Source organism: Microcoleus sp. Pol8_D6 (assembly GCF_036700965.1).
Lineage (GTDB): Bacteria > Cyanobacteriota > Cyanobacteriia > Cyanobacteriales > Microcoleaceae > Microcoleus.
In genome coordinates this window covers 53,639-77,948 of the sequence record NZ_JAUBPW010000029.1, presented here as the reverse complement: position 1 = coordinate 77,948, position 24,310 = coordinate 53,639, and the positions used below count along the sequence as shown (strand labels likewise).

18 protein-coding genes, 2 pseudogenes and 1 CRISPR repeat array are annotated in these 24,310 nt (G+C 45.6%); of the genes and pseudogenes, 10 read left to right on the top strand and 10 right to left on the bottom strand.

Annotation, left to right across the window (positions count from 1 at the left end; translation table 11 throughout):
- The 6 genes and pseudogenes from QUA10_RS14085 to nrdJ form a co-directional block, all read left to right on the top strand.
- A partial coding sequence (locus QUA10_RS14085; protein WP_333086283.1) for a leucine-rich repeat domain-containing protein occupies positions 1–297 on the top strand: 297 nt, incomplete at its 5' end.
- Between the two features lie 6 nt (positions 298–303).
- Positions 304–960: pseudogene (locus QUA10_RS29115) on the top strand (leucine-rich repeat domain-containing protein); the annotation flags it as partial.
- A 510-nt stretch (positions 961–1,470) separates the two neighbouring features.
- Positions 1,471–2,037 (top strand): annotated as a pseudogene (locus tag QUA10_RS29110) (DUF6745 domain-containing protein); the annotation flags it as partial.
- Positions 2,038–2,470: 433 nt separating this feature from the next.
- Positions 2,471–4,633 (top strand): DUF4394 domain-containing protein, encoded by a 2,163-nt coding sequence (locus QUA10_RS14075; RefSeq protein WP_333081623.1) that lies wholly within the window; start codon positions 2,471–2,473, stop codon positions 4,631–4,633.
- A 146-nt stretch (positions 4,634–4,779) separates the two neighbouring features.
- Positions 4,780–5,067: a hypothetical protein gene (locus QUA10_RS14070; RefSeq protein ID WP_333081693.1), complete on the top strand. Its 288-nt coding sequence runs from the start codon at positions 4,780–4,782 to the stop codon at positions 5,065–5,067.
- 208 nt (positions 5,068–5,275) lie between these two features.
- Positions 5,276–8,569 carry a ribonucleoside-triphosphate reductase, adenosylcobalamin-dependent gene (nrdJ, locus tag QUA10_RS14065; RefSeq protein ID WP_333081624.1) on the top strand — a complete coding sequence of 1,098 codons (3,294 nt, stop codon included), beginning with the start codon at positions 5,276–5,278 and terminating at the stop codon, positions 8,567–8,569.
- Between the two features lie 182 nt (positions 8,570–8,751).
- On the opposite strand, the gene QUA10_RS14060 is transcribed toward nrdJ, so the two are convergent.
- A complete protein-coding gene (locus QUA10_RS14060; protein WP_333081625.1) occupies positions 8,752–8,970 on the bottom strand; it encodes a hypothetical protein in 219 nt (72 codons plus the stop codon).
- Between the two features lie 160 nt (positions 8,971–9,130).
- On the opposite strand from QUA10_RS14060, the gene QUA10_RS14055 reads away from it, so the two are divergent.
- Positions 9,131–9,331 (top strand): helix-turn-helix transcriptional regulator, encoded by a 201-nt coding sequence (locus QUA10_RS14055; protein ID WP_333081626.1) that lies wholly within the window; start codon positions 9,131–9,133, stop codon positions 9,329–9,331.
- 298 nt (positions 9,332–9,629) lie between these two features.
- Here the strand turns inward: QUA10_RS14055 and QUA10_RS14050 are convergent, their stop codons facing one another.
- Positions 9,630–9,767: a hypothetical protein gene (locus QUA10_RS14050; protein ID WP_333081627.1), complete on the bottom strand. Its 138-nt coding sequence runs from the start codon at positions 9,765–9,767 to the stop codon at positions 9,630–9,632.
- A 16-nt stretch (positions 9,768–9,783) separates the two neighbouring features.
- The gene (locus QUA10_RS14045; protein ID WP_333081629.1) at positions 9,784–11,070 is read right to left on the bottom strand and encodes a Glu/Leu/Phe/Val dehydrogenase; all 1,287 of its coding nucleotides are present in this window, start codon (positions 11,068–11,070) and stop codon (positions 9,784–9,786) included.
- Between the two features lie 306 nt (positions 11,071–11,376).
- Between QUA10_RS14045 and QUA10_RS14040 the strand changes: the two genes are divergently transcribed.
- Entirely contained in the window at positions 11,377–11,988 is a 612-nt protein-coding gene (locus tag QUA10_RS14040; protein ID WP_333081630.1) for a DUF4126 domain-containing protein, read from the top strand.
- A gap of 195 nt (positions 11,989–12,183) precedes the next feature.
- On the opposite strand, the gene hemH is transcribed toward QUA10_RS14040, so the two are convergent.
- Complete coding sequence (hemH, locus tag QUA10_RS14035) at positions 12,184–13,347, bottom strand: ferrochelatase (RefSeq protein ID WP_333081631.1); 1,164 nt, start codon at positions 13,345–13,347, stop codon at positions 12,184–12,186.
- 254 nt (positions 13,348–13,601) lie between these two features.
- On the opposite strand from hemH, the gene QUA10_RS14030 reads away from it, so the two are divergent.
- The gene (locus QUA10_RS14030; protein ID WP_333081633.1) at positions 13,602–13,934 is read left to right on the top strand and encodes a class I SAM-dependent methyltransferase; all 333 of its coding nucleotides are present in this window, start codon (positions 13,602–13,604) and stop codon (positions 13,932–13,934) included.
- 359 nt (positions 13,935–14,293) lie between these two features.
- Here the strand turns inward: QUA10_RS14030 and QUA10_RS14025 are convergent, their stop codons facing one another.
- From QUA10_RS14025 to QUA10_RS14005, 5 genes are all read right to left on the bottom strand, one after another.
- Complete coding sequence (locus tag QUA10_RS14025) at positions 14,294–15,415, bottom strand: hypothetical protein (protein ID WP_333081634.1); 1,122 nt, start codon at positions 15,413–15,415, stop codon at positions 14,294–14,296.
- A gap of 237 nt (positions 15,416–15,652) precedes the next feature.
- The gene (locus tag QUA10_RS14020) at positions 15,653–16,351 is read right to left on the bottom strand and encodes a GDYXXLXY domain-containing protein (protein WP_333081635.1); all 699 of its coding nucleotides are present in this window, start codon (positions 16,349–16,351) and stop codon (positions 15,653–15,655) included.
- Between the two features lie 98 nt (positions 16,352–16,449).
- A complete protein-coding gene (locus QUA10_RS14015; RefSeq protein ID WP_333081636.1) occupies positions 16,450–17,850 on the bottom strand; it encodes a DUF2157 domain-containing protein in 1,401 nt (466 codons plus the stop codon).
- A 282-nt stretch (positions 17,851–18,132) separates the two neighbouring features.
- A CRISPR array of direct repeats spans positions 18,133–19,834; the repeat unit is 37 nt; unit sequence GTTTCAATCCCTGATAGGGATTTAGGTTGATTGCAAC.
- A gap of 248 nt (positions 19,835–20,082) precedes the next feature.
- Positions 20,083–20,793, bottom strand: a complete 711-nt coding sequence (locus QUA10_RS14010) for a DUF547 domain-containing protein (RefSeq protein ID WP_333081637.1) — start codon at positions 20,791–20,793, stop codon at positions 20,083–20,085.
- 47 nt (positions 20,794–20,840) lie between these two features.
- Positions 20,841–21,104, bottom strand: coding sequence for a pentapeptide repeat-containing protein (locus tag QUA10_RS14005; protein ID WP_333081638.1), 264 nt, complete (start codon positions 21,102–21,104; stop codon positions 20,841–20,843).
- A 239-nt stretch (positions 21,105–21,343) separates the two neighbouring features.
- Here QUA10_RS14005 and QUA10_RS14000 point away from each other — a divergent pair, with 239 nt between their 5' ends.
- On the top strand, positions 21,344–22,822 hold the full coding sequence (locus QUA10_RS14000) for a bifunctional orotidine-5'-phosphate decarboxylase/orotate phosphoribosyltransferase (RefSeq protein WP_333081639.1): 1,479 nt from the start codon (positions 21,344–21,346) through the stop codon (positions 22,820–22,822).
- A 308-nt stretch (positions 22,823–23,130) separates the two neighbouring features.
- Here the strand turns inward: QUA10_RS14000 and leuB are convergent, their stop codons facing one another.
- Positions 23,131–24,216 carry a 3-isopropylmalate dehydrogenase gene (gene leuB, locus QUA10_RS13995; RefSeq protein WP_333081640.1) on the bottom strand — a complete coding sequence of 362 codons (1,086 nt, stop codon included), beginning with the start codon at positions 24,214–24,216 and terminating at the stop codon, positions 23,131–23,133.
- Between the last annotated feature and the right edge of the window lie 94 nt (positions 24,217–24,310).

The window sequence follows — 24,310 nt, the reverse complement described above, 5'->3', positions numbered from 1 at the left end:
CTCACCAATCTAACAACACTGTCTCTGTGCGGCAATCAAATTACCGACATCAGCTTCCTCGGTTCGCTCACCAATCTAACAACACTGTCTCTGTGCGGCAATCAAATTACCGACATCAGCTTCCTCGGTTCGCTCACCAATCTAACAACACTGTCTCTGTGCGGCAATCAAATTACCGACATCAGCTTCCTCGGTTCGCTCACCAATCTAACAACACTGTCTCTGTGCGGCAATCAAATTACCGACATCAGCTTCCTCGGTTCGCTCACCAATCTGACCACACTCGATCTCGGCTAAAATCAAATTACCGACATCAGCTTGCTGGGCTCGTTCACCAATCTGACCACACTGTCTCTCAGCTACAATCAAATTACTGACATCAGCTTCCTCGGCTCGCTCACCAATCTGACCACGCTGAATCTCAGCAACAATAGAATTACCGACTTCAGCTTCCTCGGCTCGCTCACCAATCTGACCACACTGAATCTCAGCAACAATCAAATTACCGACTTCAGCTTCCTCGGTTCGCTCACCAATCTGACCACACTCGATCTCGGCTACAATCAAATTACCGACATCAGCTTGCTGGGCTCGTTCACCAATCTGACCACACTGAATCTCGACAGGAATCAAATTACCGACATCAGATTCCTCGGCTCGCTCACCAATCTGACCACGCTGCATCTCAACAACAATCAAATTAACGACTTCAGCTTTCTCGGCTCTCTCACAAATCTGACAACACTGTCTCTCAGCAGAAATCAAATTACCGACATCAGATTCCTCGGCTCGCTCACAAATCTGACAACACTGTCTCTCAACGACAATCAAATTACCGACATCAGATTCCTCGGCTCGCTCACCAATCTGACAAAACTGTATCTGTGCAGCAATCAAATTACCGACTTCAGCGTTTTGCGTAAGCTCACCAATCTGACCAAACTCGATCTTCGCGCCAATCGAATTACCGCTATGTGCGTGTTAGGCGAACTCGCACAGAAACGTCTTACTCTCTCGACTAGGCCAATAGATGCTCAAAAAGCCACAGAGGCAGTCAAAGTTGCCTATGCCGCTATGGGCTTAGGAGAGCCCTCCGTTATTACTTGCAGCAGTCCCCGCGACGCTTTTCTCCAAATCTTCAACTTGGCAAAAGGCGACCATTCATCAAACTGGTCAAACGAAGGACATGGGAATAGATTGGGGAAAAAGCTAGACAGGAAATGGATGTCCATGTCCCCATCGATTGTGAGAGACTTTACAAGTCCGGCGGTGTGGGAGTATGAGCTCCTTAGCATGACGATGGAGCCGGAAGCAGACAGCACACTGAACTCGCTAATGTACGAATTGGTTGAGGAATATGAGCGCTCGGAACGAATGATGGGGAATGTTTTTCCCGCTTATTTGTTTGGCTTCATATACCCTGAAACACCCACGCATTGGTTTGAAGAAATCTATTTGACTCAATGGTATATATCTTCATTAGGCGTCAATATTTCCCAAAAGGCACAAGAAATACTTCGCTGCCAAAAGCTGCTTTTCGAGCATTGCGGTTGGATATTTCCCTTTGAAAAGATTTGCTTTGTGTGCGATCGCCCCCGCCACCTGCGCTTTGACAGTCAAAACCGCTTGCACGCGGAAGCAGAACCTGCCATTGAGTTTGCCGACGGATGGAATTTTTACTATTATCATGGTGTCAAATTGCCTGAAGAATACGGCAAAGTCCACCCAAATCAATGGCAATCCCAATGGCTTTTAACAGAAGAGAATGCCGAACTTCGGCGACTGTTAATTCAAGGAATTGGTTACGCTCGCATAATTCAAGAGTTGTCAGCAAAACAAATAGATAGTTGGCAGGAATATGCACTATTACAAATAGATAATGCCGATGTCGAGCCGATTTGTTTGTTAAAAATGACTTGTCCGAGTACGGGATTAATTCACGCTTTGAGAGTTCCACCTAACCTGACATCTGCTAGGGAGGCAATTCGCTGGGCAAATTGGGATATCGATCCACAGGAATTTTCCGTGCAGACTTGATGATGGTTGTCGTGGCTACACACACAAAGCCTACCGTCGCAGGCTTTAAGATTAAAGTTAAAAAATAATTTCTGACCGTACAGATCCAAAATTATAGAATCAGCGTATATTACTAATGAACGCAGTACAAAATTTCATAGGTTCGCACCGCTAAAAATTTCAGCTTGCCTGTTTGCAGTTGAGCTGCGATCGCTCTTGGCTACACAGCCAACTATAAAATAGGGCTAAGTGATCGGTATTTAGGATTGGGTTTATTTGAATCCGGGGGCGGGTTTATATATCATTTTAGCTGCGTGTAATACTTTTATGGCAACCCACCCCTACAGCCGAAAATAAGAAAAACTATCCTAAAAGTGCGAATTTGTGATACTTTGACTGAGAATACCACCGCCGTTAGGCAACAGAAGTATCAAATTTAGAGGCTGATTAGAGCATGGCAGAAATTAGAGGCACCGCCCAAGCAGACTTGCTAGCAGGAACTCCTGAAGATGACCTGATTTTTGGTTTGATGGGCAATGACACCATTGCCGGAAACTCTGGTAATGACAGCATTTATGGAGGTAAGCAAAGCGATTTAATTGAGGGCAATTCAGGTCAAGATTCGCTTTTTGGAGATTTAGATAACGACATTATTAACGGCGGCGAAGGTAACGATTTTTTAGTGGGCGGAAAAGGCAGCGATTCCATATCGGGCAACTCCGGCAATGATGTTTTGTCGGGCGATCGAGATACTGATGTCCTAATAGGCGGAGACGGGGCAGACCTATTTGTTTTGAGGCGCTACGCTGAGGCTGACCCTTCCCGCACCAGTGGCGGTGTTAGTTTGGCAAATGCCGACGTGATCGCCGATTTTGTACCAGGTACAGATTTAATCGGTTTGGGGGAAGGTCTCAGTTTTAGCGACTTGAATATTCTGGAAGCTGGAAACGATACTGTTATTCAAGACCGGGTAACAGGAGAATTTCTCGCTACTCTCAGAGGGGTGAGACAAAGTGCAATTAACCAGGCAAGTTTCACTAATAATATTGGCAGCGTTGTTCCCAACCCCCCGCCTCCAGCGCGGACAACGGCTTATGCTTTAACTCCTGCTAATCGGATTGTCGGTTTTAGTCTTTCCAATCCGGGAAGTGTGATCTCAGATTTGCCCGTGACTGGATTGCAAGCGGGAGAAAGTTTGCTGGGAATTGATTATCGCCCCGCTAACGGTGTGCTTTACGGTGTGGGTTCTAGCAATCGCTTGTATACTGTCAATCCGATGACTGGGGAAGCAAGTCCAGTCGGTAACGGGCAGTTTGCTGTTCCCCTAACTCCGGGGGCTGCGGGTTTTGATTTCAATCCGACAGTAGATCGAATTCGGTTTGTCAATGAAGGCGATCAAAACGCCCGCCTCAACCCGGATAACGGGGCACTTGTGGATTTTGACACGCTGGCGGGGGGAATTCAACTCGACGGGAATTTGGCTTATGTTGCGGGCGATCGCAATTCTGGAAGTTCTCCGGCTGCTGCTGGGGCTGCGTATGTGAATAACTTTGCGGGCGCAACTTCGACAACGCTGTTTGTAATTGACAGCAATTCAGATGTTTTGGTGCGGCAAGATCCGCCGAATAATGGAGGGTTGAATACGATCGGATCTTTGGGAGTTGATGCCAATAGCGTTCTCGGCTTTGATATCAGGAGTATTGGCGGCCGCGAGGTGGCAGTGGCAGCGCTGGAAGTTGGTGGGATTTCCGGCTTGTACAATATCAATTTAAGTAGCGGTCAAGCTTCCTTTGTCGGTCAAATTGCCGACGGGAGACAGATTAACGGTTTGGCCTTGCCTTTGCCTACAGCTTACGCCTTAACTGTCAGAAATGGCGCTGAAACAATTGTCGGTTTTAACGAGGCGGCACCGCGGGCGATTCTCAGCGACGTGGCAGTTACAGGGTTACAGCCGGGAGAAAGTTTGCTGGGAATAGATTTTCGCCCCGCTAACGGTGTGCTATACGGTGTGGGTTCTAGCAATCGCTTGTACGCCATCAATCCGGTGACTGGGCAAGCAAGTCCAGTCGGTAGCGGACAGTTTGCTGTTCCCCTAACTCCGGGGGCTGCGGGTTTTGATTTCAATCCGACGGTCGATCGAATTCGGTTTGTCAATCAAGCCGGTCAAAACGCCCGCCTCAACCCGGATACGGGGGCAATTGTCGATGTTGACACGTTGACGGGGGGAGTTCAACTCGACGGGAATTTGGCTTATGCTGCAGGCGATCCTAATTTTGGCAATCCCGGCGCGGCTGCGGCTGCTGCGTATGTGAATAACTTTGCAGGGGCAGCTTCGACAACGCTGTTTGCAATTGACACCAATTTAGACATTTTGGTGCGGCAAGATCCGCCGAATAATGGGGTGTTGAATACGATCGGATCTTTGGGAATTGATGCTGGTACCGTTCTCGGCTTTGATATCAGGAGTCTTAACGGTAACGAGACGGCTTTGGCTGCGATCGAGGTTGGCGGAGTTTCCAGCCTGTACAATATCAATTTGACGACCGGTCAAGCTTCGATTGTCGGTCAAATTGGTGACGGGCGAGGGATTAAAGGTTTAGCACTGACTTTGATTTAAATAGGGGAAGAAAGAAGAAGGAAGAAGGAAGAAGGAAGAAGGAAGAAAAATAATTAAACTTTTTTAAGTTACCAATGCCCAATTCCCAATTCCCGATTCCCAATGCCCAATTTGAGTTAATCTATTATTTTGACAAACAAGATAAAATGTTATCTCAAGTTTTTTACTTGCTACGTTCCCGCAGTGACGGCAAATATTTGTCCGCGAATCCCAATCCAGATGCGGCAGTGAGTTACCTGCTGATGTTTCGCGAAGACTATGACGCTTTGAGCTATCTCAATGCCCACGCTGCTGATGTTGCCGATCGATTCGGAGTAGAATCGATTTCCGGTTCTCAGGTAAAAAAGCTACTTGAACGTTGGGGGTTTAACGGTGTGGGGGTTGTTCAAGACCCGCTGTTACCCAATATTGAGTTTTTATTGACAAAAAATTGACAATTGACAATATTTGTGATTCACCCGGTTTCAGGAAGAAATCGGGTTTTTTTGTCAAGTTTTGGGCCGCTCGCCCGATCGAGCTTGTACACTTCTGTGCCCCATATCTAGTGCAAATTGTCAAATATATTAACCTTTTACCCTAAATCTGAATCCTGTTGTATATTCGTAGTCTGTTGATATATTCCGACACGTCAGTACACAACCTATGGTTCGAGAATTAGAGCGATCGAGTGCCAGCGAGAAACGCAACCTGTCCGATTTCCCCGAAACTGCACCCGCAGCCAATCCAGTATTTTTTAGGACTTACAGTCGCCGTACCGAGACGGGAAGGGAGACTTGGGCCCAAGTGTGCGATCGAACAGTCAAGGGGCTGCAAAAGCTGGGAAACCTCACCCCCGAAGAAACACAACTGCTGCACCGGATGCAAAACCAGCTCAAAACCCTCGCTTCAGGCCGCTGGCTGTGGGTAGGTGGCAGCAAATGGATCGAGCAACCAGAGAATTTTTCCGGCGCATATAATTGCTCCTCAACAAATATTCTCGACTGGCGTTCCTTTGGTTTGTTGATGGATTTGGCAATGATGGGCTGCGGCACCGGGGCAGTCTTGGAACCACAATATATCAACCAACTACCGCCGATTCGCAACCGTTTAACCCTAACCATGCAAGGCGAAATCGGCTCTACACCCGCTGAGTCCCGCCGTCAAGCAACCGAAATAAAAATAGCAGAAAAAACCGCAACTATTTATGTCGGAGATTCTCGCCAAGGTTGGGTAAAATCCTATCAAACTTTGCTGGAGTTATCCACCGATGAAAGATTTGCAGGAGAAGTTCAAGTATTTATCGATTTGAGCGACGTTCGCCCGGTGGGAGAACCTTTAAAAGGTTTTGGCGGAGTAGCAAATCCGGTGAAATTGCCCGACCTTTATCAGCGCTGCGCCGCTATTTTGAATAAAGCTTTAGGGCGGCAGTTAAATTCAGTTGAATGCTGCGTATTGATAGATGAAGCTGCGGTGACAATTGTTGCTGGAAACATTAGAAGATCGGCCGGAATGCGTCAGTTTTATGCTGATGACGAACTCGGAGCAAATGCTAAAAATAATTTGTGGCAACAAGATGAAAGCGGCAACTGGAGAATAGATCCAGAACGCGATGCCCTTCGGATGGCCAATCATACGCGAGTTTTCCATACCAAACCTACACTAGAAGAATGTATTGATGCTGTCCGCAAACAGTATTACAGCGGCGAAGGTGCGATTCAATGGGCCGGGGAAGCTGTAGCTCGATCTAACGTTGATTTACTTTCCACACCGAGTCTTAAACTTGAATTTTTGAAAGCTTACGACGAAGGAAAAGCTAAAGAGTGGTTGCAGGAACGCCATCCTAATATGACTGCGGAAGAATTAGAGCATCGGTTAGTCCGCGTGGGCTTAAACCCATGTGGTGAAATCATCGGCTCTAATTTTCATTGTGTCAGTGGCGACACTCTGCTAATTACTAGAGACGGACTGCATAAAATAAAGGACGTTGTTGGAACTGAAATTGAGATTTGGAATGGTAAAAGATGGAGCTGCGTCACACCATTTAAGACAGCGAGTGATACTTGTGGCGGGCGACGCAAACTTTATCGTGTAAAGTTTGGTGATGGTACTTATCTGGATGCCACAGAATATCATCGCTTTTTTGTCAAGGATCGCTTTGGTAAAGTTTACAGAGAAGTTCAAACCAAAGACTTGATGGATACAAGTCGATATAGCATTCATACTGAACCTTTTACAATTCAGTATGAAGATGGCTTGAATATAGATTCAAGTTATGCTTACACTTTGGGGGTGGCTGTAGGAGAGGGAACTACCGACCAAAATGACAATGCAAAAGTTCGACTTTACGAACAGAAAATGGCATTATCAGTAGCAGGAAATAAGTCTCCAGAAAGAAGCTATGACTATTTACCTGCTTTTACCGATGTAAGTAACTTGAGCTTTTCTGGAGAGTTGCTGAAAAGTTTGAAAGTTAACCCAGAAGCACTAAACGTAATTGCGAGCTGGAATCGGCAAGCAATTTTACATTTTATTGCTGGATTAGCCGATACTGACGGCTCGAATACCCACAGTAATGGTATCAGAATTTATATTTCTGACCGCGATCGCGCTTTTAGAGTTCAGTTACTTTTGACCAAATGTGGTATTCGTTCGTCGCTAAATCTTTGCGCTCATCAAGGGTCAATTACTAATTACGGTGTCCGAAGTCGGGATTTGTACTACTTGCAAATTACTGACTGTGGTGAAATTCCTTGTCAGCGGTTAGATGTGAGCAAAGGGACGAATGCTAAACACAAAGGTAAATGGCAAGTGGTCAGAAGTGTCGAAGAATTACCAGGATTGCACGATACTTACTGCTTCAACGAACCAGAGTTTCATAAGGGAGTTTTCGGCAATACCCTAGCGGGAAACTGTAATTTGGCGGAGGTTCACCTCAATCAAATTGACCCTTACAACTTCAAAGAACAGGAGGAAGCTTTCAGGGCTGCGGCTCTATCTGTGGCGGTACTTCTCAATCACAAATTTCTTGAACCCCGCTATCAATACAGCCGCGAACTAGACCCGATTGTCGGCGTATCTTTCACGGGATTGTTCGATTTCTTCGTTCACGCTTTTGGCGTTGAGTGGCTGCGCTGGTGGGTGGAAGGCCGCCCGCAAACTCCGCAAGGAATCGCTTTTAAACAGCGGGAAGAAGAGTATTTGAGTGGTTGGCGGGAGATTGTCAATCGGGTAGTTTGGGATTATTGCGATCGCCATTCGTTAAAACGCCCAAATCGCTGCACAACGGTTCAACCATCGGGTACTAAATCTCTGCTGACAGGTGCTTCTCCCGGCTGGCATCCCCCGAAAGCCCAGCGTTTTATTCGCCGAATCACTTTCGGCAAAAACGACCCCGTAGCCCTCGCTTGCATCGACTACGGATACAACGTGATTCCGTCTCAATCTGACAAAGATGAAAACGGCAATTTGCTGAACAATCCCTTCGACGAACGCTGTACAGAATGGCTGGTAGAAATACCTGTTGCGGTAAGTTGGGCTGACTTACCCGGTGCGGATGAAATTGACATTAACAAGTTCTCAGCGGCGGCACAAATGGACTTTTATATGCAAGTGCAAAAGTTCTACGTGCGGCATAACACCAGCGCGACTATTGAGTTGCGAGAAAATGAAGTTGAAAGTTTTGGCACTAGGATTTACGAAGCGATTCGCGATGATGAAGGCTACATTTCTGCAGCGCTTTTAGCTCGGTTTGATGCTCTTGAAACTTTCCCGCGTTTGCCTTTTGAACCGATAAACAAGGAAACTTACACCAAGATGGTGGAAGAGACTTTGGCGCGCCGCGAAATTGAGGTTTTTCATGCGGCACTAAGTCGCTATGACTTAGGTGAAATGATGGATTCGGGGCCGGCGGGCTGCGATTCCGATAAGTGTTTGATGCCGGAGACTAAGGCTATGTAATAGCCTTGAAGGAAATCCCCCGTTTGGGGGATTTTTTTATGTTTAATTGCAAATAAACAAAAAATCGTCGGGGCGGGTTTTACCAACCATAACTGCCTAAAATCAATAATCTCGTAAACCCGCCCCCACCCAACGACTAATTGTCACTCTCTCCCCGTGTCCGGGAAGGGGTTCTTTGAAAATTACCGATCGAATGTTCTGTAGCAACTGTCAGCTTGCTGCGACTCCAGCAGGTCGGGGTTAAATATCACCGCGAATTTCCCGCTAGGAACCAAGCGACGGAGAATTTCTAAATGACCGTCCGCATCCGATCGAGTCCGGAACTGACCAACTGTCAACCGCTGCATTTTGGGCAGCAAACGAACCAGCACCCAAGGGTAAAGTCGTTCTTTGTAAGGCATAATTAACTTGTCTCCATACGTATGGGAGCCAGAGCCAGTGCTGATAGGTTGGTAGCCGGGACGCACTGGCTTTCTGACGAATGTGATGTTCTCCTCTCATACTACGGACAAATTGTGGTTAAGTCAACTTAACCATAAAAATTCTGAAATTGGATAGTTAATGAGTAGTGTGGGGGAAAAACTCAAACAGCGACGCCAATCGCTTTCTTTGACGCAGCAGCAAGTTGCTGATGAATTGGGCGTGAGTGTAACCACTGTGAAAAATTGGGAAGCGGGTAGACATATTCCAAAACTTTATCTCGAACAGACGAAAGTTTTGTGCGACCTCCTGAAGCTTTCCTTAGACGATTTGGTAGATTAACAAAGCAAACTAAGCAATAGCAAAAGTAACAGCGATCGCACCTATTCCATATCTAATCAAAAAGTGCGATCGTCTCTTTTCTTGCCCTCTTAAAAAAGAATGCCAGTATTGTGCAGCGGCGATTGATTGAGAAAAGTGCAAGATCCGGACTTACGCATGACCTCCCGATACGGTGTGGACCGCTCATTCGGTGGTTGCCCCTACATCATAACTGTGGCTCTTGTAAAATTAGGTATTTCTTAGAAATTCACACATTTCTATCTATGTAAAATCTCTATTGAAAAACATCTTTTGTCTTTTAAAGTACCAATGTTGCGGTTAAATAAACTGCTGCGTGCAAACCTAAAATTCCCCAATTCAAAGCCAAGTTTTGCCAAGTCGGTTCGTAGACTGCACTCTTCTCGAATAACTGCGGTAAGATTGTGCGATCGGGCAATCTTACCGCACTTTTGTCAACCGTTCACATAATAATCCCGCGTTCCCTTCGCATTCATTGCTTCTCCGAGTCGATTTAACCCGTACACATAAGCAGCAGTTCTCATGGAAATTGAAAATTCCTGAGATTTTTTCCAAATTGCCTCAGTTTCTTCGACCATTTTGTGCTTCAACCGCTGATTGACCTCCTCCAGCGTCCAATAAAGTCCGCTGCGGTTTTGCACCCACTCAAAATAACTAACTGTTACGCCTCCGGCATTGACTAAAATATCAGGGATTACCTGAATTCCCCTCGCTTCTAAAATCAAATCAGCAGCAGAATCAATCGGCCCGTTAGCTACTTCAAAAATAAACTTAGCCTTAACATCATTAACATTGGCTTCTGTTATTTGATTCTCCAAAGCGGCTGGAACCAGCACGTCTACATCTAATGCTAAAATTTGGTCATTTGTCAAGATTTCGTGTTCGATAATATTGCAAACAGAACCTTCGCAGTAAAGGGCTTTGATACCTTTGTTAGAGTCTTTAAAGCCTCGAATACTGGGGATATCCAGCCCTTGTTTAGCATAAATTCCCCCTTGGGAATCGCTGACAGCAACAACTTTGTAACCTGCTTTCCACAGCAGTTCAGCTATTTCGGCACCTGCATTGCCAAAACCTTGTACTGCTACAGTCGTATCTTGAGGATTGAGTTCAAATTTGGGTAAGATAGTTTCTACTACAAAAAAAGCACCCATTGCTGTTGCCGTATCTCTGCCCAGACTGCCACCAATTGTCACTGGTTTTCCAGTCACAACCGCTGGAGAAAGCTGCCGCTTAATAATATTATACTGATCCATCATCCAACCCATAATCATGGGATTGGTGTACACATCCGGCGCGGGAATATCGACATCGGGGCCGATGAAATCTGCGATCGCATCCACATAGCCCCGGCTCAACCGTTCCAATTCCAGTTTGGACAATTCCTTGGGATTGAGAGTAATTCCGCCCTTTGCTCCTCCAAAAGGCAAGTTCAAAACTGCACATTTAAACGTCATCCAAAATGCTAAGGATTGCACTTCATCAAGGGATACTCCCGGATGATAGCGAACTCCTCCTTTAGACGGGCCTCTGGTATTGTCGTAGCGCACCCGATAACCTTGAAAAATTCGCAGGGAACCGTCATCCATCCGCACGGGAATCGATACAACTAAACTGGATTTGGGGTGTTTCAGCCTTTCGATCGTATCCTCGGAAAGCGACACATATTTTAAGGCTCGTTCTAATCGGCGGCTGGCATCGGCAAATAATGATTCAGACATAAGAAGTTAGTTGAGTGTTGACTGTTGTCAGAGAGAAGAAGGCTTCGAGTGCTTAAGCTAATTTAATCACAATCCTGGTTGAATGCTGTCAACTGTCAAGGGTCAACTCTTCACAAACTGCCTTGTGTCGCTCGACAATATCGCAGTGCCAAGCAGCGATTAAGCAGATACACTTACAATAGAGGGTGATATTTAAGCTCAAGCCTCAATTTGAGTTCGATCGCTCAAATCATAGCCAGCCATCAGGGGAATTAAATTCTGAAATAGATCGAGGCTTTAGCTGACGTTAGAAACTGAATTATTATTATGGTTGGACTCCTAGCCGCACTCTCTGCGTCTGCGGCAGGGGGTATGAGAATTGCCCTGCCCCTGCTGTTAATTGGTTTGTTGCGGATTGACAAACTTTGGTCGGAAATACCTCTATTGTCGGGGGTTCCCCCCCAGGTGGCTATCACCATCTTGGTGAGTTGGTCGCTGTTAGAGTTATTTGCTTCTAAAACCTTTGTAGGACAGCGGGTACTGCAAATTGTGCAAATTATTTTCAGCCCTATTGTAGGAGCAATTATGGGAATTTCGATCGCTCAAGTAAGTTCGATCGAGGAAATTATTGTTCACCCTTGGATGCTGTGGATAATTGGTATTGTCGGAGGTTTGTTAGCTTTAGTCCTGCAACTGGTACAAGCAGGATGGTTTTATCGGCTGCGGGGTTTGCCGATTTGGGTGATTTTCCTCCAAGATGTTCTGTGCATTTCCTTGGTTTTGTTTGCCTTTGACGCACCACGGCAGGGAGGGTTAGTTGCGATGATGCTGCTGTGGCTGGCAATTCGCAGTTCTAAAGAGTGGTATCGCTGGTACAAAAGTCAGGGAATACCGGGCGATAGGGGAAATCCCCGCCGCGGCAAGCGCGATCCTGATTAATTTAGTGATTAGTTATTGGTGATTAGTCATATCGTTTACGGTTGTTTCGGAATGATTTAACCGCAGAGACCGCAGAGGGCGCTGAGGAAGAGAAGAGAGAGATGAATAATTCCGATCCCAACGGATTGGATATCATTAGTCATGTGTAACAACAGTCAACAGTCAACAGTCAACTGTCAACTGTCAACTGGCAATTTAAAGCAATCCGATCGAGTGTAGCGGGCCCTGACCCGTAATTAACTCCAGCAATAGTGCCACAAAACCAATCATCGCCACACGACCGTTCCAGACTTCCGCCCCCGTGGTCAAACCCCACTCCCACTGCTCTTGAGGGTACATTTTCACTGTCTTGGAAGGGCGTATAACATCGGAGAATTTAACGCTGGGAGATTCGATCGACTCGATGACTAAATCGGCCAAGGCTTCAATAAACACCGGATGAGTATTCAGGGCGGGCACTCGGTAGAAATTTTTAATGCCCGATTCTTCTGCTAATTCTCGATACTCCATGTCAATTTCTTGCAGAGTCTCGATGTGTTCGGAAACAAAACTAATCGGAACTACCAACAAATCTTGGACTCCATTCTCTGCCAATTCGGTAATGGCGTCTTCGGTGTAAGGCTTGAGCCATTCCACCGGGCCAACCCGACTTTGATAAGCTAGAGTGTGTTCGTTCGATCGATTCAAATGTTCCATAATCAGACGAGTGCAATCTTCAATCTCGCGCTGATAGGGGTCTCCAGCCTCTTCTACGTAGCTGAGGGGGACGCCGTGGGCGCTGAAAAAGATGTGAACTCGATCGGGATTCGGATTGTGGTCTAGTTGTTGGGCTATCAGTTCCGACATTGCCTGAATGTAACCAGGCCGCTGATACCAAGAAGGAATCGCGGTATATTGTATATCCTTGAGGGCAGGATCTTTGCCCCACATTTCTTCTAGCTGCCGGAAGCTAGAACCGCTGGTGCTGATGGAAAATTGAGGATACAGCGGCAAGATTGTCAAATGTTCGATGCGATCGCGCTTAATTTTGGCGATCGCCTCTTCGGTAAAAGGATGCCAGTAGCGCATCCCCACGTATACTCGAGCATCCTGTCCCTTTTCTTGCAAGAGTTCTTGCAGGGCTAGGGCTTGTTCCTCGGTAATTCGCCGCAAAGGAGAGCCGCCCCCGATTTGGCGGTAGTTTTCCTGGGATTTTTGAAAGCGCAGGGTCGAAATCAACCAGGCGAGCGGTTTTTGCATCCACGGAAACGGAATGCGAATGATTTCCGGGTCAGCAAACAAGTTGAACAGGAAAGGACGGACATCCTCGATTTGATCTGGCCCGCCCAAGTTTAATAGCAATACTCCCACACGACCCATAGCGGTTACAGCTCTCCCATCGTCTCAGTTCTGTTACTTATCTTTATCATATAACTTAATAATATCTTAAGTCGATAGCAAGGTATACATAATTTTGACTATGGCAACAATTTTTAGAGATTTAAGTTATCGGTATCAGTGTCTCTAGGATTGCGATCCCGTGTCTGGCTGCTTTGAGCGTAGGCGGCCATCCTCGTTTGGGTCACAACGGGCAAGGAAAAATGTACCATCAGCCAATTATTATTTAGAAGCTTTTGCCTACTGTCAGTTTGACCGAAGTACACAGCACCGTTGCGATGCACGAAATGCAACGGGCGCAATTGCGACAAATCTTTCAGGAAGTATACCGCGTGATCAAGCCCGGTGGTCTATTCATTTTGGTAGATTTTCATCGGCATACAAATCCCGTATTTAGGCGAGGGTTGGCTGTATTTTTGTGGTTGTTTGAGATTGAAACTGAATTGGGGATTTTGTTGGCAGAGGTGGGATTGCGATCGTACAATTCCGAAGAAACTCAACCACCCAAACTTTATGCTGGCGGCAGCATTCAAGTAATCCAAGTTCAAAAGTCATATCAAATCCGGTAGCATCGTCGGGCGTCAAATCCAGTCAACCGTCAACAATCACCGAGGGTGCAACCGGAATTGATCTAATTAATCTGCGTTAATCTGTTTTTATCTGCCCTCATATGCGGGAAAAAAAAGAGAATGTATTCACCGCAGATGACAATGAATGGACGCTGATTCACGCAGATAAATAAAAGAGATATTTGAATAATTACGACCGTAACAAATTTGATTTCATTCGTCAACAATCATTGGTAGACACAATTGCCTTTCCTTGTAAACAATCGGAAAAAGCATCTGCGTTTATCTGCGTTTATCTGCGGTTTGCCTATCACTAAAAAAAATCGGCAATAAGTCTACTAATGACTCATGACTCATAACTAAACAAACTTTTTTGCTTCTGCCAAAGCCGCCTCAAACTTGAGCAATACATCCTTTTCTGTGTGAATAGCTTTCTCTTGTTCCAGCAGCGGGCGGCCAAAGCGAAAAATGCCGTCTTGTTCTACGTGGTCTACATAAGGCAGCGTTTCTGGATGCGGCAAAAATTTTCTGCCGATCGTGTACGGCGTGTGGAAAGAAAAACTAAAATCGGGAAACTTGTCGCTCTTGATTTCCAGGTAATAAAGCGAGTAATAATCTTTGGTTTCGCAGTACACACATTCGCGGCACTTATTTACAAGTTTGCGGTTCTGATAGAAAAAATCCCACTTGTCCCAATAGTAGTCATCTTTCATCATTTCCTGGTGGTCGTCGCAGAGTTCGAGATATAATTTGTCAGCATCCGCCGGACGGTAGAAGTAAAGCATGGCGTAGGGCATTTCAATCAGTAACTTGACTGCTTGATTTTTTCGCTGGTACCATTCCTGCTGGTGAGTTTCGTAGACTTCCTTATATTTAATTGCTTTAAAGCTGTTGAGCTGATTTTCTTTGGCCCAGCGCGACGCCCAAACTGTCCAGTAAGCTAGCTGGAAGGTTGCTGAAATTTCCGCCGAACCTTGTTCTTTCCAGTCGGCAATGATTTTTTCCCAAGCTGAACTAAAAGCTAATCGCGATTCTTCGTTTTCTTCTGGCTTTTCTGTATTGATTGGGGTGGGTATTTGGTGATTATTTTTAATCAGTCCTTTGGGTTCTTTGCGCCAATTATTAATATCGGTTGGCGTTAGACTTAAGATGAATCTTCTGTCGTGAACGGGATATTCTAAATGGATTCCTGATTTGCGGAAAGAGCGGTATTCTAAAATAGGGAGTTTGTCTTGTTCAATCCACTGCTGGCGTTCTGCTGGCGAACACTTGAGTATTGTTTCTAATTCAACGGGATCGACGGCTAATTCACTTTTGAAAGTCTCCCAAAATCTTTCTTGTTCGGCTGGATTTGCTTCCAGCAGGGATACAATTTGGTTGACGAGATGATCGGTTTGGTCTGGGCAATTTTCGGGAAGTCCTAAGAAGTCGAGGAGTTTGGTCTTGAGTATGCGTCTGGCTGAGATTAGCTCGGCTAACATGAGAAGCTCCAGTAGAGTCATGACTTGCGCCCTTGAATTGGCAAGATTTGCACAAGTCTTATATATCTTAATAGATTCTCTTGGGTTGTCGGCAATTGAAATGTCTGCGCCAGCGAAGCTATCCCGATCGCGCGTGCGAACCCGTTGCGGTAGGGTATCGCCGAACCTCCGCCCCCTCCCTAAGCTAAAATACTCAAAGCTAGACCAAAAAGCCGATCGACCTTTTGCCCTTTTTGGCTAAAATCGATAATTGCGATCGCGCACCCACAAACTCACAGGCACAGCATGGCCTGTTTTGTCAACCTTTACTTCTACCAAAAAAGATTGTCGCTGCTTCCTTTGAGCTTCGCTAATCTCCTGATTGACTTTTTCCCTTTCATCCTCTGGCATATAATAAGTTTCTAAGCCGTATTCCATCTGCCAACCGTTATATTTGCCCTTAATTGCGATTTGATTGGCGGGCAAATTGGTGGGATTTTCTAGACTGACGCGGACGGGTTTCCAAGCTTGGGGCCGGCCGGGCTTAGTCGCAGATTTTGGCGCTTCTAAGATTACATAAAAACTGGTTTGTGGTTTGAGATTGTGCGTATTTTTTGGACAAACAATTCCGGGCGGACAAGGTGTTTTTTCGGTCGGTAAATCTTTCCAGCCGGGGAGTTTTTGCAGATTTGTGCGATCGGAAATATCATAGCTCAAAACTTGGTAATATCCGCGCAAAAAGTCGTAAGGGTCTACTGGTGCTGTTTGCAGGACAACTGTTTTGCCAGTTATAAAAGTGTAAACTGCGGTCGCTGGTACGGCGGCAATTAGTCCGATTTGCAAGAGTAAAGGAACCCACAGCCGCCACGCAGGAAGGCGTTTTGCTTCCGGGGGAAGCTGAAACACATTTGTTGTATCTGGATTTTGAACTAATAAGTCAATGTTGTTTGTGTTCATATTAGGTATGGGTTATATTGTTTAGGGTTGTTTCGGAATGATTAAACCGCAGAGAACGCAGAGGGCGCTGAGTTAGAGAAGAGAGAGATGAATATTTTCTATTCATCGGGGATTTTTGCGAAGTGGCGCTCGAACCACAAACCCGCAGCAATTACGCCAATTCCGCACAAAACAAACACAAAAGATTTGAGCAACAATCCTGTGTTATATTCAAATACTCGGCTGATAATTTGCAGGGTGATTAATACCATGCCTCCCCAAAAAGTCTTGCGGTTTCCTAATGCTAAACCTTCTCGGATTAAGCCGACAGCGAGCAGAAAAGATAAAACATTAAACAGAAAAGTCGCTAATTGAGGAATGGGAGTAAAACTGAGGTGAAAAAGCGGTATAAAGGCGCTGGCGAGGATGAAAATGCCGATCGCACTTGTAGTCAAATCCACTGCTTTTTGTTTTGGTCGCCGCAGTTCCAAACGTCCCAAGCGCAGCCATTCAAACACCGTGAAACCGCCCAAAACCGCCACATTTGCCAGCAAAACCCAATCGGGCTCAGTTGACGCAGGATTCGGCGAATCTTGCCACAACCAGTGGAAAGAAAGAAAATAAAACAAACTGGCGAGAAACAGCAGTGCTAAACTGCGGGCGGTAGGTTGAAACAGCCTGCTGCGTACCTTCTGCCAGATTGCATCGTCGTATCCCCACAGCAAAGCGGGCGGTAGGGCGCAAAAAATTGCTGTACCCCAGGTTAGATTTAAGCCTTGGACGATAGAAACTTGTAGGGAGAAAATTATCGCGATCGCACTTATGGCAAAAATAGCACGCGATCGACACCAATAAGCCAGCGGCACAAACATTATACTGGCTGCGATCGGCATTTGCCGCACCAAAACTTCCAGCCAAGAAAACTCGACTTTGGAAGACCAATCTAACACGGCAATCCAATAGCCTAAACCGACTAAAAGTGCGGACAAAACGCCCAAGGAAGTCAACCGCAAACTGTAAGCCATTCCGAGCACGCCGATTCCCCAAGTGAGATAAAGTCCGTAGGAAGAACCGCCAATGTGAAACATTTGTGCCATCAAAGCCATATTTGCTCCTAGAATCAGAGATCCTAACAGCAACAATCCTTCACCTAGGAGTTTGTTTCGCCCTATTGTTAGGGGCAAATTGAGATTGGAGTTTTGGCTTCGGGATGGGGGAATTCGCCACAGATAGAAACCCGCCGCATTGACTGCTACGAAAAGACTTAGCAGCAGCGCAACTCTCACTTCTCGCGACCAAACTTGCCAGTTTGCCGCTACAAAGGTGATGACTCCTATACCGAGGAGAATGCCGCCGAGACTCATCAGAATACTGAGGAATCGGTTGCGGGAGGCGGTTTCGAGTGTGTTGAATTGGTAGCGTTCCGAAAGTTGTTGGTAGAATGAAGGGTCGATGAGTCCTTCTGCTTGCCAGAGTTTGGCTTGTTCTCGCAACTCGCGCCGAAATTTATCTGAAATCATTGTTTATATTCCAGAGGATTTGAACTGTGATAGTTTTTAATATGTCACTTGTGGGTTGATTGTCGGTGGAGGCTGGGACACCTGCTGAACTTGCACAGCAGATTTGATTGAGATCCTTCGGCGGTTGAAACCGTTTCTATACAAACAAACTCTCTGCAGCAAGGGATGAATAAATTAAGGAAGGTAATTTTATGGTACAAGCTGAATCTAAAAAATTAACTTTTGATGAGTACCTTAATTACTCCAATATTTTTATCATTTAATAATAATTTTTATTTCTTCGTTTCAATCCCTAATAGGGGTTTAGTTTGATTGCGATCAGAGAAATTTGATAATCCGCAATTGTTCCTCAAGGATATGTTTCAATCCCTAATAGGGGTTTAGTTTGATTGTGACAATATCCCTGATAAGGTGAGAATATCTATGATAAAAGTTTCAATCCCTAATAGGGGTTTAGTTTGATTGTGGCCAAAATCACCCCTAAAAGCATCAGGGAGTGGAATGTTTCAATCCCTAATAGGGGTTTAGTTTGATTGCGGCGCTCCAACTTGTGTCAAAGATCCCAGTCCTGCAACGACTTAGTTTCAATCCCTAATAGGGGTTTAGTTTGATTGTGGCATTCGGATTTGGGTGGATGTCAACTTTGCAGCGCGTTTCAATCCCTAATAGGAGTTTAGTTTGATTGCGGCCGAACCTGAAACCTTCGACGAAACACCGTTAGCGTTTCAATCCCTAATAGGGGTTTAGTTTGATTGTGGCCGGGCTTACCCGAAGCAGTTGCGAAGTAGTTGTTTCAATCCCTGATAGGGATTTAGGTTGATTGCAACGAGGTAATTATAATTTTGGAGTGTGGAATCCGCCGTTTCAATCCCTGATAGGGATTTAGGTTGATTGCAACGCTAGTTCTTTTGCTAACTCCCTCCCTAAGTTTGCTGTTTCAATCCCTGATAGGGATTTAGGTTGATTGCAACGATCTACATTGCGATCGCCCGGTGTGCTTGGTTAGGTTTCAATCCCTGATAGGGATTTAGGTTGATTGCAACCATTTGGTCGCAGCTTGAAAAAAGCCGGCTGCCTGGTGTTTCAATCCCTGATAGGGATTTAGGTTGATTGCAACGATCAGGATTTTCGGAGTGTTGTAGCAACGCTTGTTTCAATCCCTGATAGGGATTTAGGTTGATTGCAACCGAAATGGTAAATCGTACTTGGACGGGTGCGAAAGTTTCAATCCCTGATAGGGATTTAGGTTGATTGCAACCTGGCGATGATTTCAACGGGTTCAGCTACGTTGACGCGTTTCAATCCCTGATAGGGATTTAGGTTGATTGCAACTGCACAGGCTAGAAATCCTGGGGGGATGGTTGATGAGTTTCAATCCCTGATAGGGATTTAGGTTGATTGCAACTTTTAAATTCTCTGGTTCACAGAAATCAAAAGGAGTTTCAATCCCTGATAGGGATTTAGGTTGATTGCAACTCACCATCATTGCCAGCTCTAATTTTACGGATAAAGTTTCAATCCCTGATAGGGATTTAGGTTGATTGCAACTCATAAATTGACTTCACAATAACTCCCAATCCGCGTTTCAATCCCTGATAGGGATTTAGGTTGATTGCAACTTTTAGGTCAAAAAATCTTATTTGAAGACCTCAAAGATGTTTCAATCCCTGATAGGGATTTAGGTTGATTGCAACACAACGAAAGCTAATGCTTGCGGATTCCTCCGCGTGTTTCAATCCCTGATAGGGATTTAGGTTGATTGCAACAGAATGGCAGAGAATTTTTCTAGCGAAGAAATCCAGTTTCAATCCCTGATAGGGATTTAGGTTGATTGCAACGGTACAAGATCGGATTGATGACAAAGCTGTTGAGATGTTTCAATCCCTGATAGGGATTTAGGTTGATTGCAACTTCTTAAATATTTTCTTGGTTTTTGGTTTAATTCTTGTTTCAATCCCTGATAGGGATTTAGGTTGATTGCAACAGTTGGTTTCTGAAACTATTACTGTATTTAGTTTTCAAGGTTCGTTTGCGTCTGTACATATTAAAACTACCATCTCAATACCGACCTGTCAAGACGCCAAATTTTCAACAAACATCAAAACCTTTCACAGCAAGCAATACAGCATTTGCGTCGGATTTTTCATAAAGAGCCTTAAACCCATACTACGCAACTGATACAGCCGAAAAAAATTACCGCCTCAAAAAAACACCTACCCCTAGGCGCAAATTTCATCCATCAACCCGATTCAAATTCCAGTCGTAAGGCAAAAAAACGATCGCCCATCCATCACCCACAGCCGCCTCCGGCCCCAAATAACCGCCCACATACTCAGCCACCGAACCCGCCACTTTTACAAAATCCTCCCCGTACCACTTAAAAATCTTGCTCAAATAAAGCGTCTTTTTCTGGGCATCATATCGCACCTTATCAGGATTGTGAATAAAACGGCTGGCATCCGCTTCTAGTTGAGTCCGTACCGACTCCGGGAAATAAGCCCCCCGGCGCAGCAGCGGGCACCCGACAGAAGCGCAAACTAATGCAAAATGGATGCGCGGTTCCGCAAATTCCGCCCGCAAAATTGCGTGTTCGATTTGATTGAGACTGTACTTTTTGCCGCCAATAATCACATTTGAACGGGTGAAAAAATCCAAAAAACTCAGCCAGTTGGGAATTCCCAAAACTTTGGGACGGATCGACGCGATCGGATATACTTCCAGAACTTGAGAAATTGCGATCGCATTGTACGCATTCAGCCACAACGCCAGCCGCGCATCCGCATCAGTACATTCCGCCAAATCCAAATCCGCCAAACTTTCCAGCCACGCCCTCAAAACATCTGCCCCCTCAGCTTTCCAGCCCCGATAATTGACCCGGCCGAAATCGTCAACGTAGCGTTGCAGCAACTCGTCCCAAATCCTAAAGTCGATCGTACCGATCATTTATTACTATCCATATAATAAGGCGGGCATAGCTTTAACTTCTGCTTCTATTTAATACTACCGTCAACCCAAATAACACCTGCAACGGTAGTATTTTTTAGATTAACCCCCTCAAACGGGCTCTGGATTAAATTAACTTGAGTCAAATTAGCGCCTTGTAAATTAGCTTGCCACAAACAAGCCCCGCTCAAATTTGCCCCCGATAAATTAGCTTCCCTAAAATTTGCTTCTCTCAAATCTGTTCCTGGCAAATCCGTATTTGCTAAACTCGCCTTCCCCAGGGAATGCCGCTCAAATCCCCGCCCGGACACGGGTTAGTTTACCACAACTAATTGACTTGCTGCGGCTTAGGTGCAATCACCGGTGTAGCGAACCAGAAAATCATTCCCCATGAAACTGCTCCCAAAGTTACAGATTTCCTGCTCTTTACATTCTACAATTTTAAAAGATTCTTAATTTCAATTTCAACGGGGATCGGTTTCTTGCGGCACAACACCAATCCCACTTTGATCTGCAATTTTTTTAATTCCCCTTACCTTCCTCACAAATTATGACGGAACGAACCGACTTTTTCGATAAACTGTTAGCGGCTGTTGAAACCAATCAAAGTTTGCTGTATTTAGCCCTCGATCCAGACCCGGAAACCTTGCCCCCCCAGGTTTCCATGACTGGGGAAGAGACTCAAACTTTTGTAACTGATTTGTTTGCAAAGGTAAAAAGTGCGATCGACAAAACAGCCGATTTAATTTGTGCCTGCAAAATCACCCTCGGTTTTTACCAATCTCTCGGTATTCCAGGTTGGGCATTGCTGCAAGAAATTTTAACAATTATTCCCCCTCACCTGCCAGTAATTTTAGATGCCAAACACTGCGATTTAAATACCAGCACAGTCTTTGCCAAAATTGTATTTCAAGACTGGCGAGTTGACGCTATTACTTTAAGTCCATATGCCGGATTCGACCAAGTAGCACCTTTTTTGTTATACGCCGGAAAAACTGTTTTTGTACTATGTGCCACCGCCAACCCGTCAGGGGCTGCTTTGCAAGAATACCCGACGCCAAACAACCCTTTTTACTTGCAATTAGTCCGACTTTCTCAAACTTGGGGAACTCCCGAAAAAGTCGGTTTAGAAGTAGGAGTAATCCCGGATATGTTAGCGCGCATCCGCAAAGAAGCTCCTGAACGCCTAATTTTAGTTGAAGGAGACATCGCCGAAGAAAATGACCTGACAGAACAAAACGACCTCGCACAACTGCTGGCGGCCGGTTTAAGCACAAATGGTGACGGTTTGCTGCTGCCCGTCCCCCCAAGTTTATTAGCGGGAAAAGAGCCACGCCAAGAAATTGAGAAATTGCGGGATAGTATTAATAAACAGAGGGTGCGGGCGATCGAAGGTAGCCCCACTTGCGAATTGTGGCTGCCCGATGTTTGCTTTTTGCAACCGGAACCTCACCGCGATTTAATCTTGCAACTTTATGACATCGGCTGCGTAGTTTTTGGCGACCACGTACAAGCATCGGGCGCCGTATTTCCATATTACATCGACTTGCGGAAAATTATCTCAATTCCGCAGATTTTCCACCAAATTGTCAGCGCTTATGCAGACATTCTCAAGGATTTAAAATTCGATCGCATTGCGGGAATTCCCTACGGTTCTTTACCCACAGCAACCGGTTTAGCATTGCGGATGGAACGCCCGATGATTTTCCCGCGCAAGGAGGTGAAAACTTACGGTGCGGGCAAATTAATTGAGGGGCATTTTCAGCCAGGAGAAACGATTGTCGTAGTGGATGATATTTTGATTAGTGGCAAAAGCGTGATGGAAGGCGCGGCTAAGTTAAAATCGGCTGGCTTGAATGTGGAAGATATCGTGGTATTAATCGACCACGAACAGGGAGTCAAAGATAAGATGCAGGCCAACGGTTATCGCGCACATTCTGTGTTAGCGCTTTCGGAAATAGCTGAAGTTTTGTATCGAGCAAATCGCATTGATACCGAGCAATTCCATCTTTTGACAGCGGAACATTAAATCATAAAATTTCTAGTTACCAGGCTCTGCCTGGTAATTAATACCCGGAGGCTCTGCCTCCAAAATTCTCTCTCGTTTGCCTTGTTTTAGTGGAGGCAGAGCCTCCTCAAATGCGTTACCAGGCTCTGCCTGGGAACGAGTAAGAATTAATTGTCTCGTTTTTTTCTAGTTACCAGGCTCTGCCTGGTAATTAATACCCGGAGGCAGAGCCTCGTTTATTTATGTCTCATTTGGCTTGTTTTAATGGAGGCAGAGCCTCCTGAAATGCGTTACCAGGCAGAGCCTGGGAACGAGTAAAGGTAAATAAATCAACCTTGCAAAACTTCAATTAAAGCATCGCCCATCGCCCGACAGCCGACGAGTTTCATGCCTTCTGACATGATATCACCAGTGCGATAACCTCGATCCAAAACTTCTACAACTGCTTGCTCGATTTTATTAGCAGCTTCCGGCTGATTTAAGGCGTAGCGCAGCATCATTGCCGCACTCAAAACTTGGGCGATGGGATTGGCTTTATCTTGTCCAGCGATGTCCGGTGCGGAACCGTGCACGGGTTCAAAAACCCCCGGCCCGCTTGCTCCCAAACTAGCAGAAGGCAGCATCCCAATACTACCAGTTAGCATCGCCGCCGCATCGGAAAGAATGTCGCCGAATAAATTGCCGGTGACAATTGTATCGAACTGTTTCGGCCAGCGAATTAACTGCATGGCTGCATTGTCAACGTAGAGGTGAGAAAGTTCGACATCAGGGTATTCTGAAGAAAGCGCAATAATACGATCGCGCCACAGTTGCGAAACATCCAAAACATTCGCTTTATCCACGGAACACAGCCTTTTCCCGCGCTTCCTAGCCGTCTCAAAAGCGACTCGCCCGATTCTGTCAATTTCCGACTCGGTGTAAGCCATCGTATTGACACCGCGTTTTTCGCCTGTTTCCGTCTCAAAAATACCTTTCGGTTTGCCGAAATAAATGCCGCCTGTGAGTTCGCGGATGACCATAATATCCACGCCTTCGACAACTTCCCGTTTCAAACTAGAAGCATCAACCAACTGCGGTAAAATAGTCGCCGGACGCAAATTTGCAAACAATCCCAATCCAGCGCGCAGTCCTAATAATCCCGTTTCCGGGCGCTGTTCGCGGGGCAAATTATCCCACTTGTAACCGCCAATTGCTGCTAACAATACTGCATCGCACTTGCGGCATTTTTCCAGTGTTTCTTCGGGCAGCGGATTGCCTGTTGCGTCAATAGCAGCACCGCCCATTAAAGCTTCTTGAAATTCAAAGCCGATGTCCAATTGTTGACCGACAAGTTTCAGGACATCTACCGCCACAGCGATAATTTCAGGGCCGATGCCGTCTCCTGGTAAAAGAGTGATGCGGTAGTTTTGAGTCATATCGATTTAGGAGTTTTGATTTGAGATTTGAGATTGAGAGTTAATGGGAATTCTTTGGAAATGCCAGACATTCTCACAAGGCTATAATCATATC

Excerpts from the sequence above, each read along its gene's own strand:
- QUA10_RS14075 (WP_333081623.1), top strand. The coding sequence starts at position 2,471 with ATGGCAGAAATTAGAGGCACCGCCCAAGCAGACTTGCTAGCAGGAACT.
- QUA10_RS14070 (WP_333081693.1), top strand. The coding sequence starts at position 4,780 with ATGTTATCTCAAGTTTTTTACTTGCTACGTTCCCGCAGTGACGGCAAA.
- nrdJ (WP_333081624.1), top strand. The coding sequence starts at position 5,276 with ATGGTTCGAGAATTAGAGCGATCGAGTGCCAGCGAGAAACGCAACCTG.
- QUA10_RS14060 (WP_333081625.1), bottom strand. The coding sequence starts at position 8,970 with ATGCCTTACAAAGAACGACTTTACCCTTGGGTGCTGGTTCGTTTGCTG.
- QUA10_RS14055 (WP_333081626.1), top strand. The coding sequence starts at position 9,131 with ATGAGTAGTGTGGGGGAAAAACTCAAACAGCGACGCCAATCGCTTTCT.
- QUA10_RS14045 (WP_333081629.1), bottom strand. The coding sequence starts at position 11,070 with ATGTCTGAATCATTATTTGCCGATGCCAGCCGCCGATTAGAACGAGCC.
- QUA10_RS14040 (WP_333081630.1), top strand. The coding sequence starts at position 11,377 with ATGGTTGGACTCCTAGCCGCACTCTCTGCGTCTGCGGCAGGGGGTATG.
- hemH (WP_333081631.1), bottom strand. The coding sequence starts at position 13,347 with ATGGGTCGTGTGGGAGTATTGCTATTAAACTTGGGCGGGCCAGATCAA.
- QUA10_RS14025 (WP_333081634.1), bottom strand. The coding sequence starts at position 15,415 with ATGTTAGCCGAGCTAATCTCAGCCAGACGCATACTCAAGACCAAACTC.
- QUA10_RS14020 (WP_333081635.1), bottom strand. The coding sequence starts at position 16,351 with ATGAACACAAACAACATTGACTTATTAGTTCAAAATCCAGATACAACA.
- QUA10_RS14015 (WP_333081636.1), bottom strand. The coding sequence starts at position 17,850 with ATGATTTCAGATAAATTTCGGCGCGAGTTGCGAGAACAAGCCAAACTC.
- QUA10_RS14010 (WP_333081637.1), bottom strand. The coding sequence starts at position 20,793 with ATGATCGGTACGATCGACTTTAGGATTTGGGACGAGTTGCTGCAACGC.
- QUA10_RS14000 (WP_333081639.1), top strand. The coding sequence starts at position 21,344 with ATGACGGAACGAACCGACTTTTTCGATAAACTGTTAGCGGCTGTTGAA.
- leuB (WP_333081640.1), bottom strand. The coding sequence starts at position 24,216 with ATGACTCAAAACTACCGCATCACTCTTTTACCAGGAGACGGCATCGGC.